Origin of the sequence: Citrobacter sp. Cpo061, assembly GCF_030332845.1 — a bacterium.
In the GTDB taxonomy this organism is placed as follows: Bacteria; Pseudomonadota; Gammaproteobacteria; order Enterobacterales; family Enterobacteriaceae; genus Citrobacter; species Citrobacter portucalensis.
Genome location: NZ_JAOWHB010000041.1, coordinates 301690 through 321953, shown reverse-complemented (window position 1 = coordinate 321953; position 20264 = coordinate 301690). Strand labels below are relative to the sequence as shown.

The window sequence follows — 20264 nt, the reverse complement described above, 5'->3', positions numbered from 1 at the left end:
CTCAGCGCCATGGGTTCAAAAATAAATGAAGTAACCTCCGAAGATGAGGCAAAACTGCTTAAACAGCAGATGGAGATGATTCAAAGGCAAATCGAGTCTATGTACGCAAAAATTGCTCAATTACAAAAACAAGAAGCAGAAAAAAACCAAATGGCATCGGGTGCATTACCTACGGTAAGTGACAAATCAAGTTCGAACGTTGCAGGGAATAATACTAAAAATATTGATGTCTACGTTTAGCAGTGACCCCCTATCATTTTTCCTCTGAGTTAGAAACGAAAAAGGATTGTGAGAACTTGTTTTCGAGTTAACGATTTCAGATCGGCGATATGACAGGGGTACTGGTGCTATGCACCTCGCGAATACCCCTGTCGTATCGCCGGAAACCAAAAACCCCGCTGTGGCGGGGTTCTCGTTATGTTCAAATTGTTCGCTTTTTGTCGCTGCCATAGTGGCAGCAGCTCTGCCAAGCATGAATAAATTATCTGATTTTCTGGCCCGTTTTCAACACCATTATCAAAAAATAGCATCAATAGCTAAAAAATGATTTCAGTGAGTCTATTCAGATAACAGTTTGCGTGCTTCCAAAAAGACCTTTGCTCTGAATATTTCCAGGCACCAGCGCACGCGCTTTCTTGCCTCCCCATCAGTTAACCATGGCGCAATCGCCTGCAACTCCCGGGTTATGTCTGAGATTTTTTTTCGGGTGGTGTAATACTGAAGACCGACCACATAAACCGGATCATTAATATCCAGCGCCTGCAGTACGCATTGCTCAACAAAATCGACATCATCATTATGCAGGGCTTCATCAATCACACTAGCGGATGACTGCGGCCAGAGAATGCTATGTGCCCTGTTCATTGCCTGCTGTCCACGGAATCCCTCTTCTCTCGCCTGATTTAACGCAACAGTGAATCGCTCTAACGCCTTATCTGACCAAATCCGTCCTTTAATAACATTCCAGCATGCATGACTTCGCAGCAAACGGGGTGCAGTTTTTCCTCCCACACCCTCGCCCCATATAGTGAGCAGGGATTTAATCCATCCGGACTGGATCCCTGTAAGGAGAATACATTTACCCAGCCAGCTTTTGCGTGGAGCAGAAGCCGCTTTACCCAGCGCTTCCAGATGATTGCGGCGTTGACGTGGTGTCATCCTGTTCTTCTCCTTACGCCAGAACGCCGAGCCCATAAGCCCGGTCCAGCACTCTGATAATCATTACCGGCTGAGGCACATGCTTTCGCTCAAACTTCACCGGGTCGTTATGTAGTTCTGTATGGCACTGACGACACAAGGGGATCGCGAAAATATCATGCGCCTTCGTTGCCATCCCTCCCTGCCCCCAGCCGATTAAATGGTGTGGGTCATCTGATGGTTTGCCGCAGCATTCGCAGGGCTGTGTTTTAATCCATTCCAGATACCCGGGGGCCGTCCATCGGATCCGCTTTGGACGTTTTATATAGGTTTGCGGGGACTCTGGATCGACCAGAACACCAACTACAGGCTTGAGCGCAGGAACCTGCGCTGATGGCATGTATACGGTTAACGTGCTGGCTTTGGCTGTAATGATGCTGGTGGCGGTTACCCCCGGTTCGATATCGCATTCACGCATGACTGACAGATGCTCTTCTGAAGGAATACGAAGCGCCCGGCTGGCTACTGATTCGGGAATTGCGTCGGTAACCCCCATACGTACCCCCCACCAGCAAAGCTCCGCCAGCGACAGTTCTCTGGACGGATCCTGATTCAGCGCCACCATGATGCTGTTGATAATCCAGTTAATAACATTACGTCTCGCCAGCTCTGCAAGTTGTACGCTGTAGTGGTCGCGCAAATGGTTATCACAATGTCCGCACAGAAGAACCGATCCGGGGTCATGGCGCAGAAGAGTTAACTCGTGATAATGGTAATCGCTGTGTGGCCACTGACAGCAATGACCGCCATAACGCATAAGCCAGTAATCAAGGCCACTCAAACCGCCAGCAGCCTTAATAACTTTTTCATCCAGGAAGAACGGCCTCAGGGAGTCGTCACTGGCAAGCGGCTGACGAACATCAGGAACACGGCCAGCAGGCAACCGGTCCATGCCTGCCGGCTGGCTTTCCACAAGCACACGTTCACAACTGAATAATGACATCAGCTCGCTGCCCGGTTTGAGCAGCACAATTCCAAGCTCACGCGCAACAACCGGCTTCAGCAGCGCCCTCATTCTGCTATCTCCCCGATAATTATTTGTCCCTTCTCTCCCCATAATTTAGTTACGCGTGAATCCCAGATATGAGCGTCATCTTCGTAAATGGCATCCATCAGGGCTTTCATCATGTTGTCGAAATCGGGTTTAGCCTGGTGTGGTTTACCGTTGAACTCTGCTCGTTTCTTTTTGCCCCAGCTCGCTGGCATCGGAATAATGAAGGTGACATGTGAACCGCTTTCCGGCAGCTCAACACCCTGCAGACGAACTTCATCACAGAAAGCCCGGTAACGCAGAACCTCGGGGCGCTTTTTCCATTTGTCAGCGCGCGTCATTCTGGGCTTGCCCATTGGGGTGATATCGTAGATTTTCACATTCACCTCCAGATCCGTTGTTGCCAGGTTCTGTCCTGACGCGGAGGCTTAGATACTTCTGGCAAGAACGCGCTGATCGTCCAGTGAATGAAGTCATTATCCAGACTCCGCTCTGTCTTAATCTGCTTTGCGCGATAGCGGGCTTCCAGTTCGTCAGCCTGCTCAGTGGTGAGTTGGGTATGTTGAAACCAGCTTTTCTTCATAACGCACCTCTGGATGCGGCAAAAAGAAAATCGCTGGCGTTGGTTAACGTCAGATAAGTACTTTGGATTTGAATATGCACCTTGGTATCTCTCCATAGGCGCAGCAGGGTCAGCTGTTCAGGCTGTTAGTTTTTATCTTAACACATAAAAAGCATCGAAATACATAACAAGCAAAAAGCCCCCGAAGGGGCTTTTGTGTTCATGTTAATCTACTGTTTTTTAAGCAGTTCCTTCAGCTTTTTTTTGCTTTCTTCAGAAATTTTGCTGCTTGCGTGTTGGCTTTTTTGTTTCATAAGCTCCCTCATGGTCGACTAACAAGAAAAATATTTAAGCAGGTCTTTCAGAAAGATCATCTTGAAGAGTATTCAAGAGCTCATCTTCCGGTTCACCAACAAATGCTTCATCATTTTCTGCTGGCTTCTCAGTATCAAGTGATAGAGCGTCAACCAGAGCAGAATGATCGTTATCAGTTGATTCATGACTCACGTTTGAATCATGGCCTGTTTGCTCAGGGTTTTGAGTGCTTGAGGAGTCATTTTCATCAGCCCCTGTATCTTCCTCTGATACCTCTTCGAATGACACTTCAAAACCTTTATTGACAGCTAATGCTTTGACCTTTTCATAAAGTGAAGAAGAAATCAATCTGAAAATCGGCATAGATTGAGTTACAACAGCTATGATCTCTGTTTCAGTCAAAGAATCAGAAACTTCTTCTGCCACTTCGTCCTTTTCAAGAAGTATAGCAGCCCCCAGAGCGATCCATGCTTCGTCATTTTCTATTGATTCAGTAAGTAATTCCTCAAGATCTGCCTTAAGTTCTGTCTTGATAGGCAAATCTTGCAACTTTTGGCAAAGCGCCCTGTTTATGGTTAAGAGATTTTTATGTTTGAGTGGAATTGCGCGTGCACCTAAGATTTCCATCAAGTTTTCAGCGATAGTATATTTTTCAAAATCCATTAAATCTACTAACGCATTAATAATTTTAGTAATTTCCCCTTCTTTTAGCTTCTTATACTGTTCCAGCCTTTTCATTGAGAGCAAAATTTGCTCATCATCTTTTAAATGAATGTAGGAACGAAGTAAAAGTGCCTCTGTCTCGATGGATGGGCCATTAGCTAAATGCTTAGTAGCATATTCAACACATTCTTTATACTCTCCAGCCCTGAAAGCTGAATTGGCAATAAGATAATTGGGAGTGTTATAAAAATGAAGGTTTTCTGGTGAACCCGCAAATTGAGTTTCCTTAAGCATAATCTCAAGCGATTTTGTAATGGAATCGTCATCGAGAGAGGATGCTTTTTCAGACAAGAGAATTTTTATCTTTTTGACGAATTGACTAACCGTATTTACACGCCTGACGTGGTCTGCGAGGTTATTCATATCTCTTTTAATTATTTCATGTTGATTCTCATCATCATCTTCATCTTCAGAAACTAAGAAATATCTATCTAATTTATTAGATAAAGCAGAATAAGGTTCAACTACTTCCTGCTGAAGAGTGCAACCAAGCGACTCATGTAGCTCGGCCATGAACTCATCGAAACCATCAATTTTAATTAAATGAAAATGTGGAAAACGGGCTAGGTTTTTCAAAGGTTCAGGTAAGTTTTCAGCATTGTCTCTTATACACCAATAGATACCATGAGGAAAACAAGTACCAGAATGCAGTAGGGTATTCAAGGTATCCATTATTGAACGATCATGTCCCGAATATCCGATAACAATCATACCAAACTCAGTGGCAAACTGCCTGAATTTTGCCCTCATATTATCTTCAAGAGACTCTAACTCACGGATGGTATTTTTAATATTGTCGAATAAAAAATCCCCGTGTAGCTTGATTATTTTCGGGCGAGTTGTCGTTAATCTAACACTAGCAATACTTGAATCATGAGCGCAAACTATTGGCCTTAAATTATTAGAAAATGTAAAACAGGCCTCGTTAACCAAATCATCAAAATTGGTTGTAAATATTGTATTAAAATGCCCCTTATCTAAAAGATTTGTAAGATATACATAACCCCAAGACGGCTTTGCACCTGTTATACAGCTTTCAATAAATTCTCTTCGTTGCGTGGGTTGATCGTATAAAGATTCAAAAAGTTCAGAATATTCATTCTCTTTGTCAAACCAAGGTTGAGCTTTTAATTCCTCATCACCATGCATAGAGCTATAAGCTGCTCTCCAGCGTTTGACCATCCCTCCGGCGCTTTCTACTCCGCTTGATATACTCGCACCGGCACCAAGAAAAAGTGTAAAGTTAGGGTGGTGTTGCTTTGTTGAGGTTAGAATGTTAATTAAGTGTTGCTGGGGTTTAATTTTCATGCTTTAACACCAAAAACGAATCTTCTTGTTGGTTTTCACTGCAATATGATACACGGTAGCCAGCCTTTTCAAGCATTTTTGTAAAAAGTGAAGGTGATCCGACAATTTCATCATCCTGAAGAGGCAAAAATGACACCATGCTATCGCGTCGGTACATCAGGGCGCGCTCACACTCAGGAAATGATTGCAGCCTGGCAACGATGACTCCATCGTGACATCTGATGACTGCGTAGCCTTTTTTGGGCAATCCTAATTTTTCTTTCACTTAAACTCCCCCATGCAAACGGAATAAAAGTAACACCCAAAATAATTAATAAAACCAGTCGTCAGCACTTTCCCAGGTTTCCTGGAGGATAGTCTCTATTTTCTTTTTATCTTCCTTGTCACCACCAAGAACACTTAAGCCATCAGAGCCTGTACGACGTATGCTCAGGCTGCAGTTCTCATACTGATTACCCAACCTTTTAAGTAACTCTTTCTCCAGCGCCGGCACTGCTCCCTTTGGAAGTTCTTTAGTACGATCAATGGTGAGTTCAACTTTCATATTAGCCTCCACTGCATATACTGTATATTTGTACAGTACACCGATACATTGAAATGATCAATGACTTAAGAGCACAAATTGTTAACCTTAGCCTATAAATGAGATGCAAAAAAAACCCGCCGAAGCGGGTTCAATCCAATGCGGACTTGTTGTTTTGACACCATTGTAAGTATTGAGATATCAACGTCCTTAAATTTGGATAACTGCTTTGATTGGGATTGATTGCGCAACTTTCATATGCTCGTCTCCCCCTGCAACTTTTTCAGGTTCTGTCTAACATACCCAATCAAAATAACAACTGTGTCAGGTATCCCATAATAATCGCCATGCCCAAAATAACGGTCAGAAATGCAGCAATCAAGGGTGTTTTGAACATTGATTTAAGCAGTATTACTTCCGTCAGACTAGCTCCTGCGCTACCAATAATCAGAGCCATTACTGCTCCCGTTCCCATGCCTTTATCCATCAAGACTGATGCCAACGGAATTACTGCCTCAGCACGTATATACAACGGTATTCCAATAATTGCACTTAGTGGAATCGCAAACGGATTATCATTCCCAGCATGAGCAGCAATCCACTCTGCAGGTATAAAACCGTAGATAAACGACCCTATAACAATACCTAACATCAGATAAGGTAATACATCTTTAAATTGAGTCCAGGCATCCTGAAATGCCAGACGTATCGCACCAGGATCTCTTACTACACATTTCGGGAAGAATTGTTTATTTGTTTGACCTGTCTCGCAGGTCAATTCACAATTTGTGCCCTGAAATGCTGAGAAACTCTTAAACGTTTCTTGTGGTTTAGAACAACTATTAGCCCCTATGTCCTGTTGATTTGATACAGAACAGCAAGCTGAAACACTCCGTAGTTTAGTTTCAAGAGTTTTTCCACTGCTAACACCACAACAGCTAGCCAGCGGTTTTGATTTTTCGACAATATGTCGGTCAAAACCAAGCACATCTAACAAAATACTTGCCAGTACGGAAACTGTTGCAGCTATAACAGCGTATAGCAGGGTAACTTTCCAACCAAAAGTAACCCACATCAGACCAATGATTATCGGGTTAAGCAGAGGTGAAACAAACAAGAATGTAAGTGTTGGACCGAAGCCTGCTTTTGCTGATAACAGTCCGCGTAACATGGGAATTGTAGAGCAGCTGCAAAACGGTGTTACAGCTCCTAACAGCGATGCAAGTATGTAACCTCTCCCCTTTCTCGCCCCTAACATTCTTTGAATCTTTTGGTCCGGAATTTTTTGCCTGATAAGGCTAACACCCGCACTAATCAGAAAAAAAAGCGCAGACAACTCGACAGCAAGAAACAAGAACATCTCTGCCGCGTTAGTAAACATAGAAATCCAGCTATTCATGAAACCCCCTATAAACTATATTTCTAGAATAATCGAATTATTGAGGTTAGATCAACATATTTCTGGTATTATCGAAATATCACTAGACGAGGAAGGCACCATGCAACTAGAAGAAGTAGCTAAAGCTATGAAAGAATTAGGACATCCGACACGTTTGTTTATTTTCAAACACCTTGTTAAAGCCGGTGAACAAGGTTTACCTGTAGGTGATCTACAAAAACAACTTGCGATTCCATCTTCAACACTGAGTCATCATATATCCGCTCTTGTTTCCGTAGGTCTGGTCAAACAAAATCGCGAAAGCCGCTCCTTAATCTGCGTTTCTCAATATGACAAGTTAGAGTCGATTATTGATTTTCTACGCGAAGAATGTTGCATCAACAGTCCAAAGATTTAAATCGAGGCAATCCATTGTTTTTATTTGATAAAGGAGCCGCCTAAATAACAGGCGGCTCTCCTGTCGCTTATTTCAATTTTTTGCCTGCATCATCAACGACTTTCTCGCCATCTTCCTTGGCGAAAGCCCCTTTCTGAGCATCAGGAAGGATATCCAGAACAACTTCAGAAGGACGGCACAGTTTGGTTCCCAGCGGTGTTACAACGATGGGGCGATTAATCAGGATCGGATGCTGCAACATAAAGTTAATTAACTGGTCGTCAGTAAATTTATCTTCGGCAAGACCCAGTTCCTCATATGGCTCGACGTTCTTACGTAGTAACGCCCGGACGGAAATGCCCATATCAGCAATGAGTTTGACCAGCTCATCGCGTGAAGGTGGAGTCTCAAGGTAAAGAATAACGGTCGGCTCATTACCGCTGTTGCGGATCATCTCCAGCGTGTTACGCGATGTGCCGCAGGCTGGGTTGTGATAAATGGTGATGTTGCTCATATCAGTATCTCATTACAAAGTGAAAGAGAGACGTAGCGCCAGCGCGGCCAGCGTTACAAACAGCACAGGCAGAGTCATGACGATCCCGGTGCGGAAATAGTATCCCCAGGTGATGGTCATATTCTTCTGTGAAAGTACGTGTAGCCAGAGCAGCGTTGCCAGGCTACCAATAGGGGTAATTTTCGGCCCCAGATCGCAGCCAATGACGTTGGCATAAATCATTGCTTCTTTGATAACGCCCGACGCGGTACTGCCATCAATCGACAATGCGCCAATCAATACGGTAGGCATGTTATTCATGATAGAAGAGAGGAATGCGGTCAGGAATCCCGTTCCCAGCGTGGCTGCCCACAGGCCTTTATCTGCGAGTAAGTTCAGCACGTCAGACAAATATTCTGTCAGCCCTGCGTTACGCAGCCCATAGACCACCAGATACATTCCCAGCGAGAAGATCACGATCTGCCATGGTGCCCCACGCAACACTTTACCGGTGTTAATGCCGTGACCTTTTTTTGCCACAGCAAACAGGATTGCTGCCCCTACTGCTGCAATGGCACTGACCGGAATACCCAGTGGTTCGAGTACAAAAAAGCCCACTAATAAAAGAATTAATACAATCCAACCTGTTCTGAATGTTGCCAGATCTTTGATGGCTTTTGCGGGCTCTTTCAGTCGTGCAATATCATAAGTGGGCGGGATATCTTTGCGGAAAAATAGATGCAGCATCACCAGAGTGGCGACGATGGCGGCGATATCCACCGGCACCATTACCGAGGCATATTCCGTGAATCCCAGTTTGAAGAAATCAGCCGAAACGATATTGACCAGGTTCGATACGATAAGCGGCAAGCTGGCGGTATCGGCAATAAACCCTGCGGCCATCACGAAAGCAAGTGTGGTGCTTTTACTGAAGCCAAGCGCCAGGAGCATAGCGATAACAATCGGCGTCAGAATAAGTGCCGCGCCATCGTTGGCAAACAGTGCCGCGACTGCCGCGCCGAGCAGAACGATATACGTAAACAGAAGGCGGCCACGACCGTTCCCCCAGCGAGAAACGTGCAGCGCTGCCCATTCGAAAAAGCCTGACTCATCAAGCAACAGACTGATGATAATAACGGCGATAAATGTTGCCGTCGCGTTCCAGACGATATTCCACACCACCGGAATATCAGCAATGTGAATCACACCCGATGCCAGAGCCAGTACGGCCCCCAGCGTGGCGCTCCAGCCAATCCCTAATCCCTTTGGCTGCCAGATAACCAATATGATGGTCAGGATAAAAATGGCTCCTGCCAGTAACATATAACCTCCTGAAAGGGCAGCAATGCTGCCCCGAATGATGGTAATAACTAACCCGCGAGTTGTTTGAGTTTATCGATGCCGGTTGGTTCTGACGCCAGTACGGGTACAAGTGCTACACGGCTGGCATGTAGATTTTTAACGCTCTCGATCTGCGGACGTTCCTGCTGCGCTCGCAAGCGGAGCAGCGGTGAACGGGTATCCGCGATGGAAAGGCTGTTATTGATAATCCAGCCCCAGGGGTGAATTCCTGCACGTTCAAGGTCGGCCTGTAAATTTGCCGCCTCAAGTACCGGCGTGGTTTCCGGTAGCGTGACCAGTAACACTTTGGTTCGCTCCGGGTCCTGCAGTTGCATCATCGGTGTGGTGAAATGGCCTTTTTCCCCCATTTTTCTGGCAATCTCGCGGTGATATGCCCCGGTGGCATCAAGCAGCAAGAGCGTGTGTCCGGTCGGTGCCGTATCCATCACCACGAAGCGCTTACCCGCCTCGCGAATCACCCGTGAAAAGGCCTGGAATACCGCAATTTCCTCGGTGCAGGGTGAGCGTAAGTCCTCTTCCAGCAGGCGTTTTCCCGCATCGTCCAGTTCTTTTCCCTTCGTCTCAAGAACATGCTGACGATAGCGTTCAGTTTCCTCGAGAGGATCGATCCTGCTGACCTGCAGATTGTTGAGGCTGCCGTTGAGGGTTGTGCTGAGATGCGCTGCAGGATCAGATGTTGTCAGATGGACATCAAATCCCATTTCGGCCAGTCTGACAGCAATGGCAGCCGCCATCGTGGTTTTCCCTACACCACCTTTACCCATCAGCATGATCAGGCCATGCTCATTACGGGCAATATCATCGACCAACGCAGAAAGTGACGGAATGTCAGGGCGCTGTTGAATGTATTCTTCAGAGAATGACGCCTCTATAGGCTGAGTGGAGAGAAGTCCGCTGAGTGCAGACACGCCGACCATATTGACCGGCTGGAGGAATAACGTGTCAGTTGGCAGACCGGAAAGATCAGAGGGAAGATTGGACAGCGCCTCCTGTTCACGGTCCCATATTGCCGCAGCCAGTGTATCGTTTGCTGCTTCAGTTTTGGGCAGAACGCCGTTGATGACCAGGTACTGATTTTTAAGACCGATGGCGGCAAGCTCCAGATGAGTCCGGGCAACTTCCTGCAACGTGGATTTTTGCAGACGAGCAACCAGAACCAGTCGGGTACGTGCTGGATCAGATAATGCTTCAACAGCCAGGGCATACTGTTCACGCTGTTTTTCCAGACCGGCCATCGGGCCGAGGCAGGACGCACCCTCGGGATTGCTATCAATAAAGCTACTCCAGGCACCTGGCAACTGGAGAAGGCGAATGGTATGACCCGTCGGTGCGGTATCAAAAATGATATGGTCAAACCGGGTCAGTAGAGAAGCATCTGTCAGTAATCCGGTAAATTCATCAAAAGCCGCAATCTCTGTTGTGCATGCCCCCGACAGTTGTTCGTTGATGCTGGAAACGACGTCATCAGGCAGGATGCCTTTAATGGGGTCAACGATTCTGGCCCGGTACTGTTGTGCAGCGGCCTGAGGATCAATCTCAAGTGCCGATAATCCTGGAACAGAAGCTACTGGCTGAATGGTATTGCCAATCGTCTGTCCAAACACCTGACCTACGTTTGAGGCCGGATCGGTACTGACCAGCAGCACCCGTTTCCCCTGTTCTGCCAGACGGATCGCCGTGGCGCATGAAATAGAGGTTTTACCAACGCCTCCTTTACCAGTAAAAAACAGATAAGGGGGGATATTCTGTAAGAAGTTCATATGTCCTCCTGACATACTTAACAACAAGAAGTATTACCACCACAGCAGATTGTTGGCGCTAATCCCACTTTCTCCAGTGGAATGCCAAACCAGCGAGCCAGCTCAGCGCGTTTCGGATAACGCCCAGCCATCACTGTTTCGCCATCCAGTAACAACAATGGCAAACCTTCTGCCCCGGAAGCCTCTATAAACGCTTTGACCTTCTCGTTCTGTACAAAGCTCATCGGTTGTTGTGCGAGATTGAAACGCTCAATTTGTACACCACGTTGTTTGAGCCATTGTACATCCGCAGAAAAATCGACCAGAGCCTGATCAACATCTGTACCGCAGACTCCGGTGCTGCAACACATCGCTGGGTCAAATACCGTTAACGTTTTCATTTCAATACCTCACATTTGAAAAAACATATATGTTCAGGCAAATTTTTTAGATGCAGACAGCCTTCCCGCTACCAGAGCAGTTGGCTGAAGCCAGCTTACGGGCGATGGCCTGAACGTCGTCCTGTTGGCTTAACCAGGCCTGCTCAATAATCTGAGCAGCCCAGGAAGGAATATGCGGGGATAAGCGGTAATGAACCCATTTCCCCTGCTTACGATCCAGCAATAATCCACTTTCCCGAAGCATCGCCAGATGGCGGGAGATCTTGGGCTGAGATTGTTCCAGCGCAGTGCAGAGATCGCACACGCACAACTCTCCCATCTCTCTAAGCAATAACACGATACCCAACCGGGTTTCATCTGAGAGATTTTTGAAAAGTTGTAGAGAAGTTAGTTCAACCATTTTAATCTCCTGAATTCTCTCCGTAGTTTCCTGCAATAGTTGAGTGCCGTCAACTATCATATTCGAAAATTCAAATATGATAGTTACGTGAATTTCATTTCGTGTTTACAATTTGTTTATTCTTCAATTCGTTAACCCTGCCGCTTTTCGACGCCTGTATTCATCCATCAGTAGTTGCGCTGGCGTTGGTCCCGCCGGATGGTGCGGCGCCGCCAGTTGACGTCGAATTGGTGGCACACTTAGTCCGTTACCAACATGCTTCGACCACTTCGTAAGTAACTTTTCCGCCAGTCGTTTCAGTTCCCCCTCTGTCATTTGTCGTTCAACGCCCGTTCTGCGCATTTCGATGCAGATGTGATACAGCACGGGCTGAGGCCATGGATATTTATCGCTTCCTGAATACCGATATGACTCATTGCGCCAGCGCCGGTATTCCGTCATAACCTGCTCCGATGTCAGTCCGAATGGATTCGCCCCACTCTCTGAAACCAGAGAAACAAACTCAGCCAAGTCAGGCGGCCATGTATTTCCCATCGCGCAGCGCTCCATGCACTGCTGACAGACCAGCCGAATTTGAGGTTCAGTCATCGAACCTATCTGGGCTATCCAGATAGGCGAAGGCTCCGCCCCGTTTTTCTGGGTCCATCGGTTCGAATACACCTCCCCCATGACCTGCCACAGTCGCCAGGCTGTTTCCGTCGCCATCAAGTCCATTCCTGCGGCGCCACTCTGCGTGTGCTGACTGAATTTGCTGAACTGCCCGGGATGCTGTTGGTTCGGATCCTGCTCCCACATGACTGTTACCTCCGGTTTCTGGTTTTACCTGCGTTCTAACCCGGGCTACATGTCGGGCAAATTTTTGTTCCCACTGGATTTGTGTAAAAACTTTCCCTTCCGACTCCCAATACGCGGTGAATTCTGCGAGTTCAGTCAGAAGGTAATCTGGTTCAGGCAGGGAGATACCCCACGATGCAGCGCGCTGTCGGAAGTCTCTGGAGGGAAGCCAGCTATCTGTCATGCTGAATTTCCCGATCGGTTCATCAACACCGTCCAGGTATCGGGGCATGGCCGGGGATGGCAGTACATCCCCATTCGGATTTTTCATCGCGCCCGCGTTAAGAGAGGGGTTTAAGATCTGTTTACTGCTTACTGCTTTCTGGATACCTGATGGCAAAGGTTTAGCCAAAGACTTAGCCTTATCCTTAGGCAAGGCGAAAGCCTTATCAAAAGCCGTCCCCATAGCGTCAGAAACCCCGTAGCAGGCGGCTTTGAGAGCTTCATATGCTTTATCTTTCAGTGAACATTCAGGCAGTAATTCAAACGATCTTGCCCATGATTTGATCACGTTCACTGATGCTGGCGGGTTATGTTTCACCGCGTTAGGCAACCAAAAAACTCTGGCTTTAAGGTCGGCTTCCACCATACCTAACGCTATGGCTTCGCCTAAGGCTAAGTCGAAGGCTTCGACATCCCAGTTTAATTCTTCGGCCATAGCCGCCCTTCCCGCCTTATACAGCCCGGGAATAATCCCTGTGAATGGACCCGTAAGCAGGTAAATAAACAGACTCTGCCCACTTGGCGGGAGTGGTGATAAGGCTCGAAACTTAGGATCATCCCACATGGTGATCTTCACCTTACGGTAAGGCTCGTTACTAGCCTTACTCTTAGGCATGGCCTTAGCCAAAGGATTAGGCATACTTCACCCCGCGAGTTGCAGTAATAATGGTCATTGGTCAAAACTCGATTAAAACAATTGCGGCGCTACGGCGCTTATGCTCGCCAGTAGTGGTCCCGCCGCATCAGCAGGTAACATGTTGAATAATGCGATTGCCGCCTCACGAATTTCCTTCTCGAGCTTTTGTAATGGCGCGCCAATTAATTTCGCATGGTGTGCCTCACTGCATTCTTTGATAGCGTTCGCCACCAGCTCTGCTTCTGTGCTCGCATTACTTAATCCGTGCTTTCTGGCAATCTGAACTGGCATAGCAGCAATAATTGAACCTGACAGTTGCATAACGTAAGCCGTGTACTTTTCCGAACCGCCCTCGTTTTTCAGATATCGGAATAAATTCTGTTTATTAACAGCAATTCCACGGCCATCTACTTTGGCCCACTCTTCAGCCACCAGCTGAGCGATCCGTTCCTGTGCCTGTCCTGGTAATGTCGATTCCCATTCACGAACGGCGACCCAGATTTTTTTGCACTTCATCCAATCCCGGCGACAAACAGAAAACTGATTTTTTGTTTTCTGAGTTCTCACCATCGTCGGGGTATGGTTTTTAAAAGAGATGGTTTGCATGGTCACTCCTTAGGTAATCCATCCGTTGGATTTGGGTATAAGTCGGGTCTAAGTTCGTGGGGGGTAACCCCTGTAGCGCTAAAGACTTGAAGTACCCGTGACGAAGGAACAGTACCTTTTGCTTTCCACTGACTTACTGCCATTCCGCTTACACCAATCGTGCAAGCTAATTTATTGGCCGAGCCAGCTAGTCGAATTGCGTTATCAATGGCTGTCATAACTATCTCCTTTTTAAATTGGGAGTAATAAACCATAGGTTTACATCAATTGCAAACTTTAAATTTATTGTGACTATAAACCAAACATTTACAATGGGTGTATGAAAAACACTGACGATCTCAATAACCAACTGGTAGCCCGCTTAGAAGAAATTACTCAAAGAGGGATCAGCAAAGCTGATATGGCTCGCATTGCAGGAGTTACGCCTCAAGCTGTGAATGGGTGGTTTAAGAAGGGAGTTATCAGTAAGAAGTCCGCCATAGCAATTGCGGAAGCCGCCAACGTGTCCGTTACTTGGTTGTTAGGTGAGAAAGTATCAGAAGATTCAGGTCTCAAGCCTAACGAGAGCAAAATGCTTAACTTGTTTAGGCAGCTACCAGAGGCAGAGCAAGAGCGAATGATCGATACCTTTGCACTGCGGTTAAAGGAAATTGATGATTACGTGGAGAAATATCTTCGTGGTCGTTTTAAGGCTAACGATGTGAACTAAGAGTTTATTCCCATCCATTGAAACCGGCGTTTGCCGGTTTTTTTTCGCCCTTTTGTCAGAACCTCCCTCCCCTTAGTTTTTCACGACTGATAAAGCAAATGTTTGCCTCTACATCAATTGATGATTGACACAAACATTAAACCAATGATTTAATCATTCTATCGAAAACGTCATCGAGGCAGGACGCCCACGAAGTAGCTGCCGGCGGCATACGAATCACCGGATGAGATGACAGGCATTAACACGCAGCAGGTTCAACGTTCCGCCAGCCTGGCGACAAGGGCAACACAAGAGGATAAATCCATGATCGATTTCGCACGTAAACCAGTGCGGTGTCAGGCCGTACATCTAAATCGCATTGAAGTAATCATTCGACTGATTTGCTACACGCTTGCCCAGAAGGGCGACCCGTCTGCCGACCAACAGACTGCTGTTCGTTCATAACGAGTTTGACCAATGGCTGTTGCCAGCCTCATGCCCGGTGCACAGGGCATTGTGATGGTAATACCACCATCGTAACCAAACAGGAGACGAAGACCTGTTCTGGTTAAATTGGAAAAGTGTTCTTTGCCCGTCCCGTGGCGGGCTTTTTTCCGGAGGTTTTTATGTCAGCTAACGATCTGGCATTGCGCTTCAGCAGCGCACCAGCCGAGGCATTAATCGGGGTTTTGCCTGTTCTGGAAGTAAAAGAAGCATTACGTGAAGAAGTTGAAAGTGATGTGGTGGATGAAATCTGGACTGAGCACAACTTTGAAATGGAAGCGATGGGTGAACAAGTTGATGAAACAGCCAGGCTCGCTCGTAAGTTTGAATGTGCGGCTGAAGCTCTTGGAACGGCGATCAAACTTGCTCTGACTCTCCCACATAATGAGGCAATGCAGGTTCTGAATGACGCCTTAAACGATAACCCGGGATACGGTCGCGAACCGGCAAAGGATGCATGATGGAGTTTGGAATGAAACGCGTGGTGGCTTCTGTTCAGGTCGTTGCCATCCTCAACAGGATTTACAACGGCAGTCCGGTTTCCATCGCATCTATCAGTAAAGAATCAAAGCTGTCTGTGTCTTACCTCGAGCAGATTTTCTCGAAGCTGCGCAGCAGTGAAATCGTCACCAGCCAGCGTGGCGCTGGTGGCGGGTACCACCTTAGCAAAGCAAACCCCAGCGTGGCTGACGTCGTTCGCGCCGTTACTCACACGCCTGATTCATTTGAGCCCGTGCTGAATGCTCTGGAGTGGGTCCCCGTCGCACAGCTGGCGCAGGGAAAATCCCCTACCCCATAAAGCACAAAACCCGCGCAAGGCGGGTTAAGTACCCGGTCAGCCGACCAAAGCTTTCCGGAACGAGTTTTGACCAATAACCACTACCTTAGGCGGCGATCATCAGCTGCCGGGTATCTTACAATCCTATGGAGCCCGAACGCAATGTTAACGTATGCGTATCTTATTAAAGCCAAAGCAAAAGCAACTGAGGCAAAAAACCTGTTTTGCTGGTTCTCTGCGAAATCAGATTCCCGTGCAGAACGCGAAATCCTCAATATTCTCGAAGACAACGGTATTGCCGTCGGTCGTGGCGCCGACTATCAATTACCTGTCCGCACCAACTGGTTTGTTGTTAACGATCTTCCTGAGGAAAGCACACTTGATGACACATGGTGCGATCGCTACGAACTGGCAGAAGACCAACAAACGTGGCAACTGAAACAGAAGCCTGATAATGAAAATCAGGAGACTTCCTGCCAGCAAAAACCTGAAACCACCAGTGCCAATGTACCCACCAGCGATGCACCCGCGTTGCTCCGCCCCATATCTCGCCTGCGCCTGTCTCAGCGACTGATTGCGCACCTGGTCAATGACACTGAAGAGAAGGAAATCAGCGAAGCGCAGCACATCCAGATCGGACAAATGGTACTGGACGAAAATGATCTCTATGTACAAAACCTGTTACTGGCCGTTGCGAATGTGCCGGCGGTGAAAGAGCTTTCTGCTCATGTTGAGTGGAAGCTGGCAAATGCAATAAAAGAAGTTTTTGACCGTGAGCAGGTCTATACCGTTGCTTCATTTGAGCAATTTATTACCGAATGGATTGAAGAACCAGAAAAGCGGGATCTTATCGTTCAGGAGTGGGTTAATAATAAGAAAGCACGAGTTGCGGGTGATGAACATGACACTCCACCTGTAACGCCAGAGCTTATTACCGTTGCGACTCTGCCGCTACGCCAGCGCCTCTTAGCTCAGTTTATTTCTGAAGAATATGCTTACCATATTGATACTGAGCAGAAGAAAACTATTCAGGAACTCGAACTGGATGTGGATAACAGCTATGTGCAGAACCTGCTGCTTGCCGCCGAGAATGTAGAACCATTCAGGAAAGCGCCAGAGATCGATATCTGGAAGATTGTCAGCGCGCTGAAAACCGTTTTTCCAGTTGATGGAAAACGAGTTGAACTGGTCACCGTCATTCAGTTCTTTAAGGCCTGGTTCAACACTGAACACATTGACCGTGGGCTGCTGGTTAAAGAGTGGTGTAAGGGCAATCGTGTGTCGCAGATTCAGCGCACTGACTCCGGAACCAACGCTGGTGGAGGCAATAAGACCGATCGCAACCCGCAGCTTGTCCACACGCTGGATACTCTGGACATTGATATTGCGCTGGCCACACTTCCAATGGATTTCAACATCTACGATATTCCTGGTGGCGTTTTCCGTCGTGCAAAAGAGATCATTTCTAAAAACGAAAGTCCGTTCAAAGAGTGGTCCGCCGCCCTGCGCAAACGCGCTGGCATCCTGGATTATTCCCGCGCAGCTATTTTCGCGCTTATTCGTAGTGCAGAAGAAAACACTCACCATTTCCCGGAACTGCTGAGCCGTTACATCAACAAAAACCTGACTGAAACCGACCACCAGCACCCAACTGAAGAAACCCTGGCGGCAGCCGGTCACGTACCAGAAAAAAGCTGGGAAAACGAGATTAAAGAGAAGTCCACAGCTGAACAGAAGGCAATAGCCGAGCAACCAGAAATCGCCAACATGGGCAACGGTGTTTTCTCCATTGATGGCCTGATGGGTAACCAGCCGGCGCCAGCGCTTTCTGTCGTAGACCAGGTACGCCAGCGCGCCGTCGAAGAAAAATTACATCAAGCCAATACCGAGGAAACCACCAACGATGTGCAGATGGAAAAAACTGACAACAGCGAAATCAAAGCCAATCCTGATGTGCCTCAGGGCGAAGCAGCAGCTTTGCCAGTTGAAAGCACTGATGCAACTGGTGAGCCTCAAGCGTCCCTGAATAATGAACCCGTTCACCATATAGATACGGATCACCTGAACGCTTTTTATACTCACCTGATGGTTGATTTGGAAACTATGGGCAGCGGTCCTGATGCACCAATAGTCTCTATCGGCGCCGTATATTTTGATCCTTCAACTGGTAACACTGGTGCCGAATTTTACCAGGTTGTCAGTCTTGAATCATCGATGTCGTTTGGCATGAAACCGGATGCGTCAACAATTCAGTGGTGGTTGAAACAATCATCTGAAGCCCGCTCTGCAATTCTGGTTGATGAGGCCATGGGGCTGCGTGAAACCCTTGAACTACTGGCTGACTTCATTGCTGAAAATGCTGCTAACGGTAGTCACACTGTTCAGCTGTGGGGTAATGGATGCTCGTTTGATAACGTCATTCTCCGCCGCGCATATGCATTAACAGAGACTCCCTTCGCTGTTCCGTTCTGGAATGACAGGGACGTAAGGACCATGGTTGAACTGGGTAAATCTGTCGGTATCAACCCGCGCTTCGACATCCCATTTGAAGGCGGCATACACAATGCGCTTTCTGACGCCCGGCATCAGGTCAAATACGTATCTGCAATCTGGCAGCGCCTGACAAAAAACTGATTTTAGGTTTTCACTTACAGCCAGCTACAGCATGTACTGTTGTAGCTGGCGGCATCGGAGTTATGTATGTCGCAACTCATTTTCAGCGAAGAGTGGATGGTTGAAGCGCGACTAACAGAAAAGACCGGCTTGTCGGAAAGACAAATTAAAAGTTATCGGTTGAATTTGTGGATCGAAGGCGTGCATTTCAAACATCTGACAGCTCTCGGGGAAACTGACAATTCTAAAGGTCTGCTTTGGTACAACTATCCAAAGATTAACCAATTAGTACAGGAAGCATGATGGACTTTCCAACCGGCGTTGAGCTGCATAATGGAAAAATACGGATCACATTTACCTATCGCGGCAAACGTTGCCGCGAAGTCCTTCGCGGATGGACGGTGAACAGCAGCAACATCAAAAAAGCTGGAAATCTTCGCGCGCTCATAACAAGCGAAATACAGCTCGGTAAGTTCGACTATGCGGAACGTTTCCCGGAATCCAAAGCGCTTAAGAAGTTCATCACAACCAAAAAAATCACCACGTTTAAAGAACTGAGTGATTTTTTTACAGACACCAAAGCCTTAGAGGTATCTGGCGCAACACTGCTATCGCTTACTTCGGTCGTAAATACGTTACTGCGTGTAATCGGAGAAAATACCCGTCTGGTAGATATTGAGCATGCCGATATTTTGCATTACCGAAAGGAGTTATTGACCGGGACAATTATTAACCCGGCAATGCCGAATCTGACCAGGCAGGGCCGCGCGCCCTCAACAGTCAATAAACAGATGGCAGTTTTATCAGAAATGCTTAAGCTCGCAAACCGAAGCCAGTTTATATTGCATGCTCCTTATGAAGGAGTGTCGCGACTCAAGTTATCTAAAAATGATCCCGACCCACTTTTACTTCATGAGTACCAGGCTCTGATAGCCGCCCTTCCCCGTAGCCAGGCATTAATCATTATTGTTGCCGTACATACGGGGATGAGGCCGGGCGAGATATGCGCCCTGGCATGGGAAGACATTGATTTGGTAAAAGGTGAAATCCACGTATCCAGAAGTTTGACGAATAAGCGAGTATTTGTCCCCCCTAAGACAGATGCCGGAATAAGGACGATAACGTTGCTTAAACCTGCGCTGGATGCACTAAAGGAACAATACGAAATCACCGGCGCTAATCCGAAGCAAGAAATTCGATTTCACCATCGGGAGATCGGAAAAACTGAGCAGCAATCTCTTCGCTTCGTTTTTTCACCGACAGCATATTCGTCCAGGAAAGGCAGTTACTTCTCCAAGAACTCGATTGCCTATGGCTGGAAGCGAGGCACTAAACTTGCCAATATCCGCGAAAGGAATCCTTATCAGTCACGGCATACCTACGCATGCTGGACGTTGATGGCCGGAGCGAACCCGTCATTCATAGCGAGTCAGATGGGACATGAAGATGCGCGCATGGTGTACGAGGTTTACTCCAAGTGGATTGGCGATATGAACCAGGATCAGGTCAACATGCTGAACAATCAGATGCCAACGGCATTGCCCCCAGGACGCCCCCACGGGCAAGGGAGCATGAGAAAAGTTATTTAATTTC

At 47.2% G+C, this 20264-nt stretch carries 26 protein-coding genes; 9 read left to right on the top strand and 17 right to left on the bottom strand.

Annotated elements, in window-relative coordinates:
• On the top strand, positions 1-240 hold a 240-nt coding region (locus tag OGX97_RS12435), incomplete at its 5' end, for a DUF5320 domain-containing protein (protein WP_286592446.1).
• A gap of 318 nt (positions 241-558) precedes the next feature.
• Here the strand turns inward: OGX97_RS12435 and OGX97_RS12430 are convergent.
• The 8 genes from OGX97_RS12430 to OGX97_RS12395 form a co-directional block, all read right to left on the bottom strand.
• Positions 559-1158, bottom strand: a complete 600-nt coding sequence (locus OGX97_RS12430) for a hypothetical protein (RefSeq protein WP_048235605.1) — start codon at positions 1156-1158, stop codon at positions 559-561.
• A 13-nt stretch (positions 1159-1171) separates the two neighbouring features.
• A complete protein-coding gene (locus OGX97_RS12425; protein WP_048235606.1) occupies positions 1172-2212 on the bottom strand; it encodes a DUF968 domain-containing protein in 1041 nt (346 codons plus the stop codon).
• Positions 2209-2568 (bottom strand): RusA family crossover junction endodeoxyribonuclease, encoded by a 360-nt coding sequence (locus OGX97_RS12420; RefSeq protein WP_048235607.1) that lies wholly within the window; start codon positions 2566-2568, stop codon positions 2209-2211. The genes OGX97_RS12425 and OGX97_RS12420 overlap by 4 nt, the downstream gene beginning before the upstream one ends.
• A 2-nt stretch (positions 2569-2570) precedes the next feature.
• The gene (locus tag OGX97_RS12415; RefSeq protein ID WP_048235144.1) at positions 2571-2771 is read right to left on the bottom strand and encodes a hypothetical protein; all 201 of its coding nucleotides are present in this window, start codon (positions 2769-2771) and stop codon (positions 2571-2573) included.
• Between the two features lie 327 nt (positions 2772-3098).
• Positions 3099-5096, bottom strand: a complete 1998-nt coding sequence (locus tag OGX97_RS12410; RefSeq protein WP_081365446.1) for an SIR2 family protein — start codon at positions 5094-5096, stop codon at positions 3099-3101.
• On the bottom strand, positions 5086-5361 hold the full coding sequence (locus OGX97_RS12405; protein WP_071667585.1) for a hypothetical protein: 276 nt from the start codon (positions 5359-5361) through the stop codon (positions 5086-5088). The genes OGX97_RS12410 and OGX97_RS12405 overlap by 11 nt, the downstream gene beginning before the upstream one ends.
• Positions 5362-5406: 45 nt before the next feature.
• On the bottom strand, positions 5407-5640 hold the full coding sequence (locus OGX97_RS12400) for a DinI family protein (protein ID WP_044700595.1): 234 nt from the start codon (positions 5638-5640) through the stop codon (positions 5407-5409).
• 286 nt (positions 5641-5926) lie between these two features.
• Entirely contained in the window at positions 5927-7018 is a 1092-nt protein-coding gene (locus tag OGX97_RS12395) for a permease (protein WP_048235609.1), read from the bottom strand.
• Between the two features lie 100 nt (positions 7019-7118).
• On the opposite strand from OGX97_RS12395, the gene OGX97_RS12390 reads away from it, so the two are divergent.
• On the top strand, positions 7119-7415 hold the full coding sequence (locus tag OGX97_RS12390; protein WP_038641364.1) for an ArsR/SmtB family transcription factor: 297 nt from the start codon (positions 7119-7121) through the stop codon (positions 7413-7415).
• Positions 7416-7482: 67 nt separating this feature from the next.
• Here OGX97_RS12390 and arsC read toward each other — a convergent pair whose 3' ends face one another.
• The 9 genes from arsC to OGX97_RS12345 all read right to left on the bottom strand — a co-directional run bounded on the left by arsC (position 7483) and on the right by OGX97_RS12345 (position 14306).
• Positions 7483-7908, bottom strand: coding sequence for a glutaredoxin-dependent arsenate reductase (gene arsC / locus OGX97_RS12385; RefSeq protein WP_038641366.1), 426 nt, complete (start codon positions 7906-7908; stop codon positions 7483-7485).
• A 12-nt stretch (positions 7909-7920) separates the two neighbouring features.
• Complete coding sequence (arsB, locus tag OGX97_RS12380) at positions 7921-9210, bottom strand: arsenite efflux transporter membrane subunit ArsB (protein ID WP_044711231.1); 1290 nt, start codon at positions 9208-9210, stop codon at positions 7921-7923.
• 47 nt (positions 9211-9257) lie between these two features.
• Positions 9258-11009, bottom strand: a complete 1752-nt coding sequence (gene arsA / locus OGX97_RS12375) for an arsenite efflux transporter ATPase subunit ArsA (RefSeq protein ID WP_286592444.1) — start codon at positions 11007-11009, stop codon at positions 9258-9260.
• Between the two features lie 17 nt (positions 11010-11026).
• The gene (arsD, locus tag OGX97_RS12370; RefSeq protein ID WP_044711234.1) at positions 11027-11389 is read right to left on the bottom strand and encodes an arsenite efflux transporter metallochaperone ArsD; all 363 of its coding nucleotides are present in this window, start codon (positions 11387-11389) and stop codon (positions 11027-11029) included.
• A 46-nt stretch (positions 11390-11435) separates the two neighbouring features.
• Positions 11436-11789 (bottom strand): As(III)-sensing metalloregulatory transcriptional repressor ArsR, encoded by a 354-nt coding sequence (gene arsR, locus OGX97_RS12365; protein WP_044711237.1) that lies wholly within the window; start codon positions 11787-11789, stop codon positions 11436-11438.
• 123 nt (positions 11790-11912) lie between these two features.
• Positions 11913-12458: a replication protein P gene (locus OGX97_RS12360; protein ID WP_135912879.1), complete on the bottom strand. Its 546-nt coding sequence runs from the start codon at positions 12456-12458 to the stop codon at positions 11913-11915.
• Entirely contained in the window at positions 12370-13281 is a 912-nt protein-coding gene (locus OGX97_RS12355) for a DnaT-like ssDNA-binding domain-containing protein (protein WP_048236453.1), read from the bottom strand. The genes OGX97_RS12360 and OGX97_RS12355 overlap by 89 nt, the downstream gene beginning before the upstream one ends.
• A gap of 252 nt (positions 13282-13533) precedes the next feature.
• The gene (locus tag OGX97_RS12350; protein WP_048235612.1) at positions 13534-14088 is read right to left on the bottom strand and encodes a toxin YdaT family protein; all 555 of its coding nucleotides are present in this window, start codon (positions 14086-14088) and stop codon (positions 13534-13536) included.
• Positions 14089-14090: 2 nt separating this feature from the next.
• Positions 14091-14306 (bottom strand): transcriptional regulator, encoded by a 216-nt coding sequence (locus tag OGX97_RS12345; protein WP_032949519.1) that lies wholly within the window; start codon positions 14304-14306, stop codon positions 14091-14093.
• Between the two features lie 101 nt (positions 14307-14407).
• On the opposite strand from OGX97_RS12345, the gene OGX97_RS12340 reads away from it, so the two are divergent.
• From OGX97_RS12340 to OGX97_RS12310, 7 genes are all read left to right on the top strand, one after another.
• The gene (locus OGX97_RS12340; RefSeq protein WP_032949520.1) at positions 14408-14797 is read left to right on the top strand and encodes a helix-turn-helix domain-containing protein; all 390 of its coding nucleotides are present in this window, start codon (positions 14408-14410) and stop codon (positions 14795-14797) included.
• Between the two features lie 228 nt (positions 14798-15025).
• Positions 15026-15241: a hypothetical protein gene (locus OGX97_RS12335; RefSeq protein ID WP_048235613.1), complete on the top strand. Its 216-nt coding sequence runs from the start codon at positions 15026-15028 to the stop codon at positions 15239-15241.
• A gap of 161 nt (positions 15242-15402) precedes the next feature.
• On the top strand, positions 15403-15741 hold the full coding sequence (locus OGX97_RS12330) for a hypothetical protein (protein WP_139239836.1): 339 nt from the start codon (positions 15403-15405) through the stop codon (positions 15739-15741).
• Positions 15742-15752: 11 nt separating this feature from the next.
• The gene (locus OGX97_RS12325) at positions 15753-16079 is read left to right on the top strand and encodes an RrF2 family transcriptional regulator (protein WP_032944383.1); all 327 of its coding nucleotides are present in this window, start codon (positions 15753-15755) and stop codon (positions 16077-16079) included.
• A 141-nt stretch (positions 16080-16220) separates the two neighbouring features.
• The gene (locus tag OGX97_RS12320; protein ID WP_279850545.1) at positions 16221-18692 is read left to right on the top strand and encodes an exonuclease; all 2472 of its coding nucleotides are present in this window, start codon (positions 16221-16223) and stop codon (positions 18690-18692) included.
• A gap of 66 nt (positions 18693-18758) precedes the next feature.
• Positions 18759-18974 (top strand): excisionase family protein, encoded by a 216-nt coding sequence (gene xisR / locus OGX97_RS12315; RefSeq protein ID WP_003832298.1) that lies wholly within the window; start codon positions 18759-18761, stop codon positions 18972-18974.
• Entirely contained in the window at positions 18974-20260 is a 1287-nt protein-coding gene (locus tag OGX97_RS12310; RefSeq protein WP_048235615.1) for a site-specific integrase, read from the top strand. The genes xisR and OGX97_RS12310 overlap by 1 nt, the downstream gene beginning before the upstream one ends.
• Positions 20261-20264: the final 4 nt, after the last annotated feature.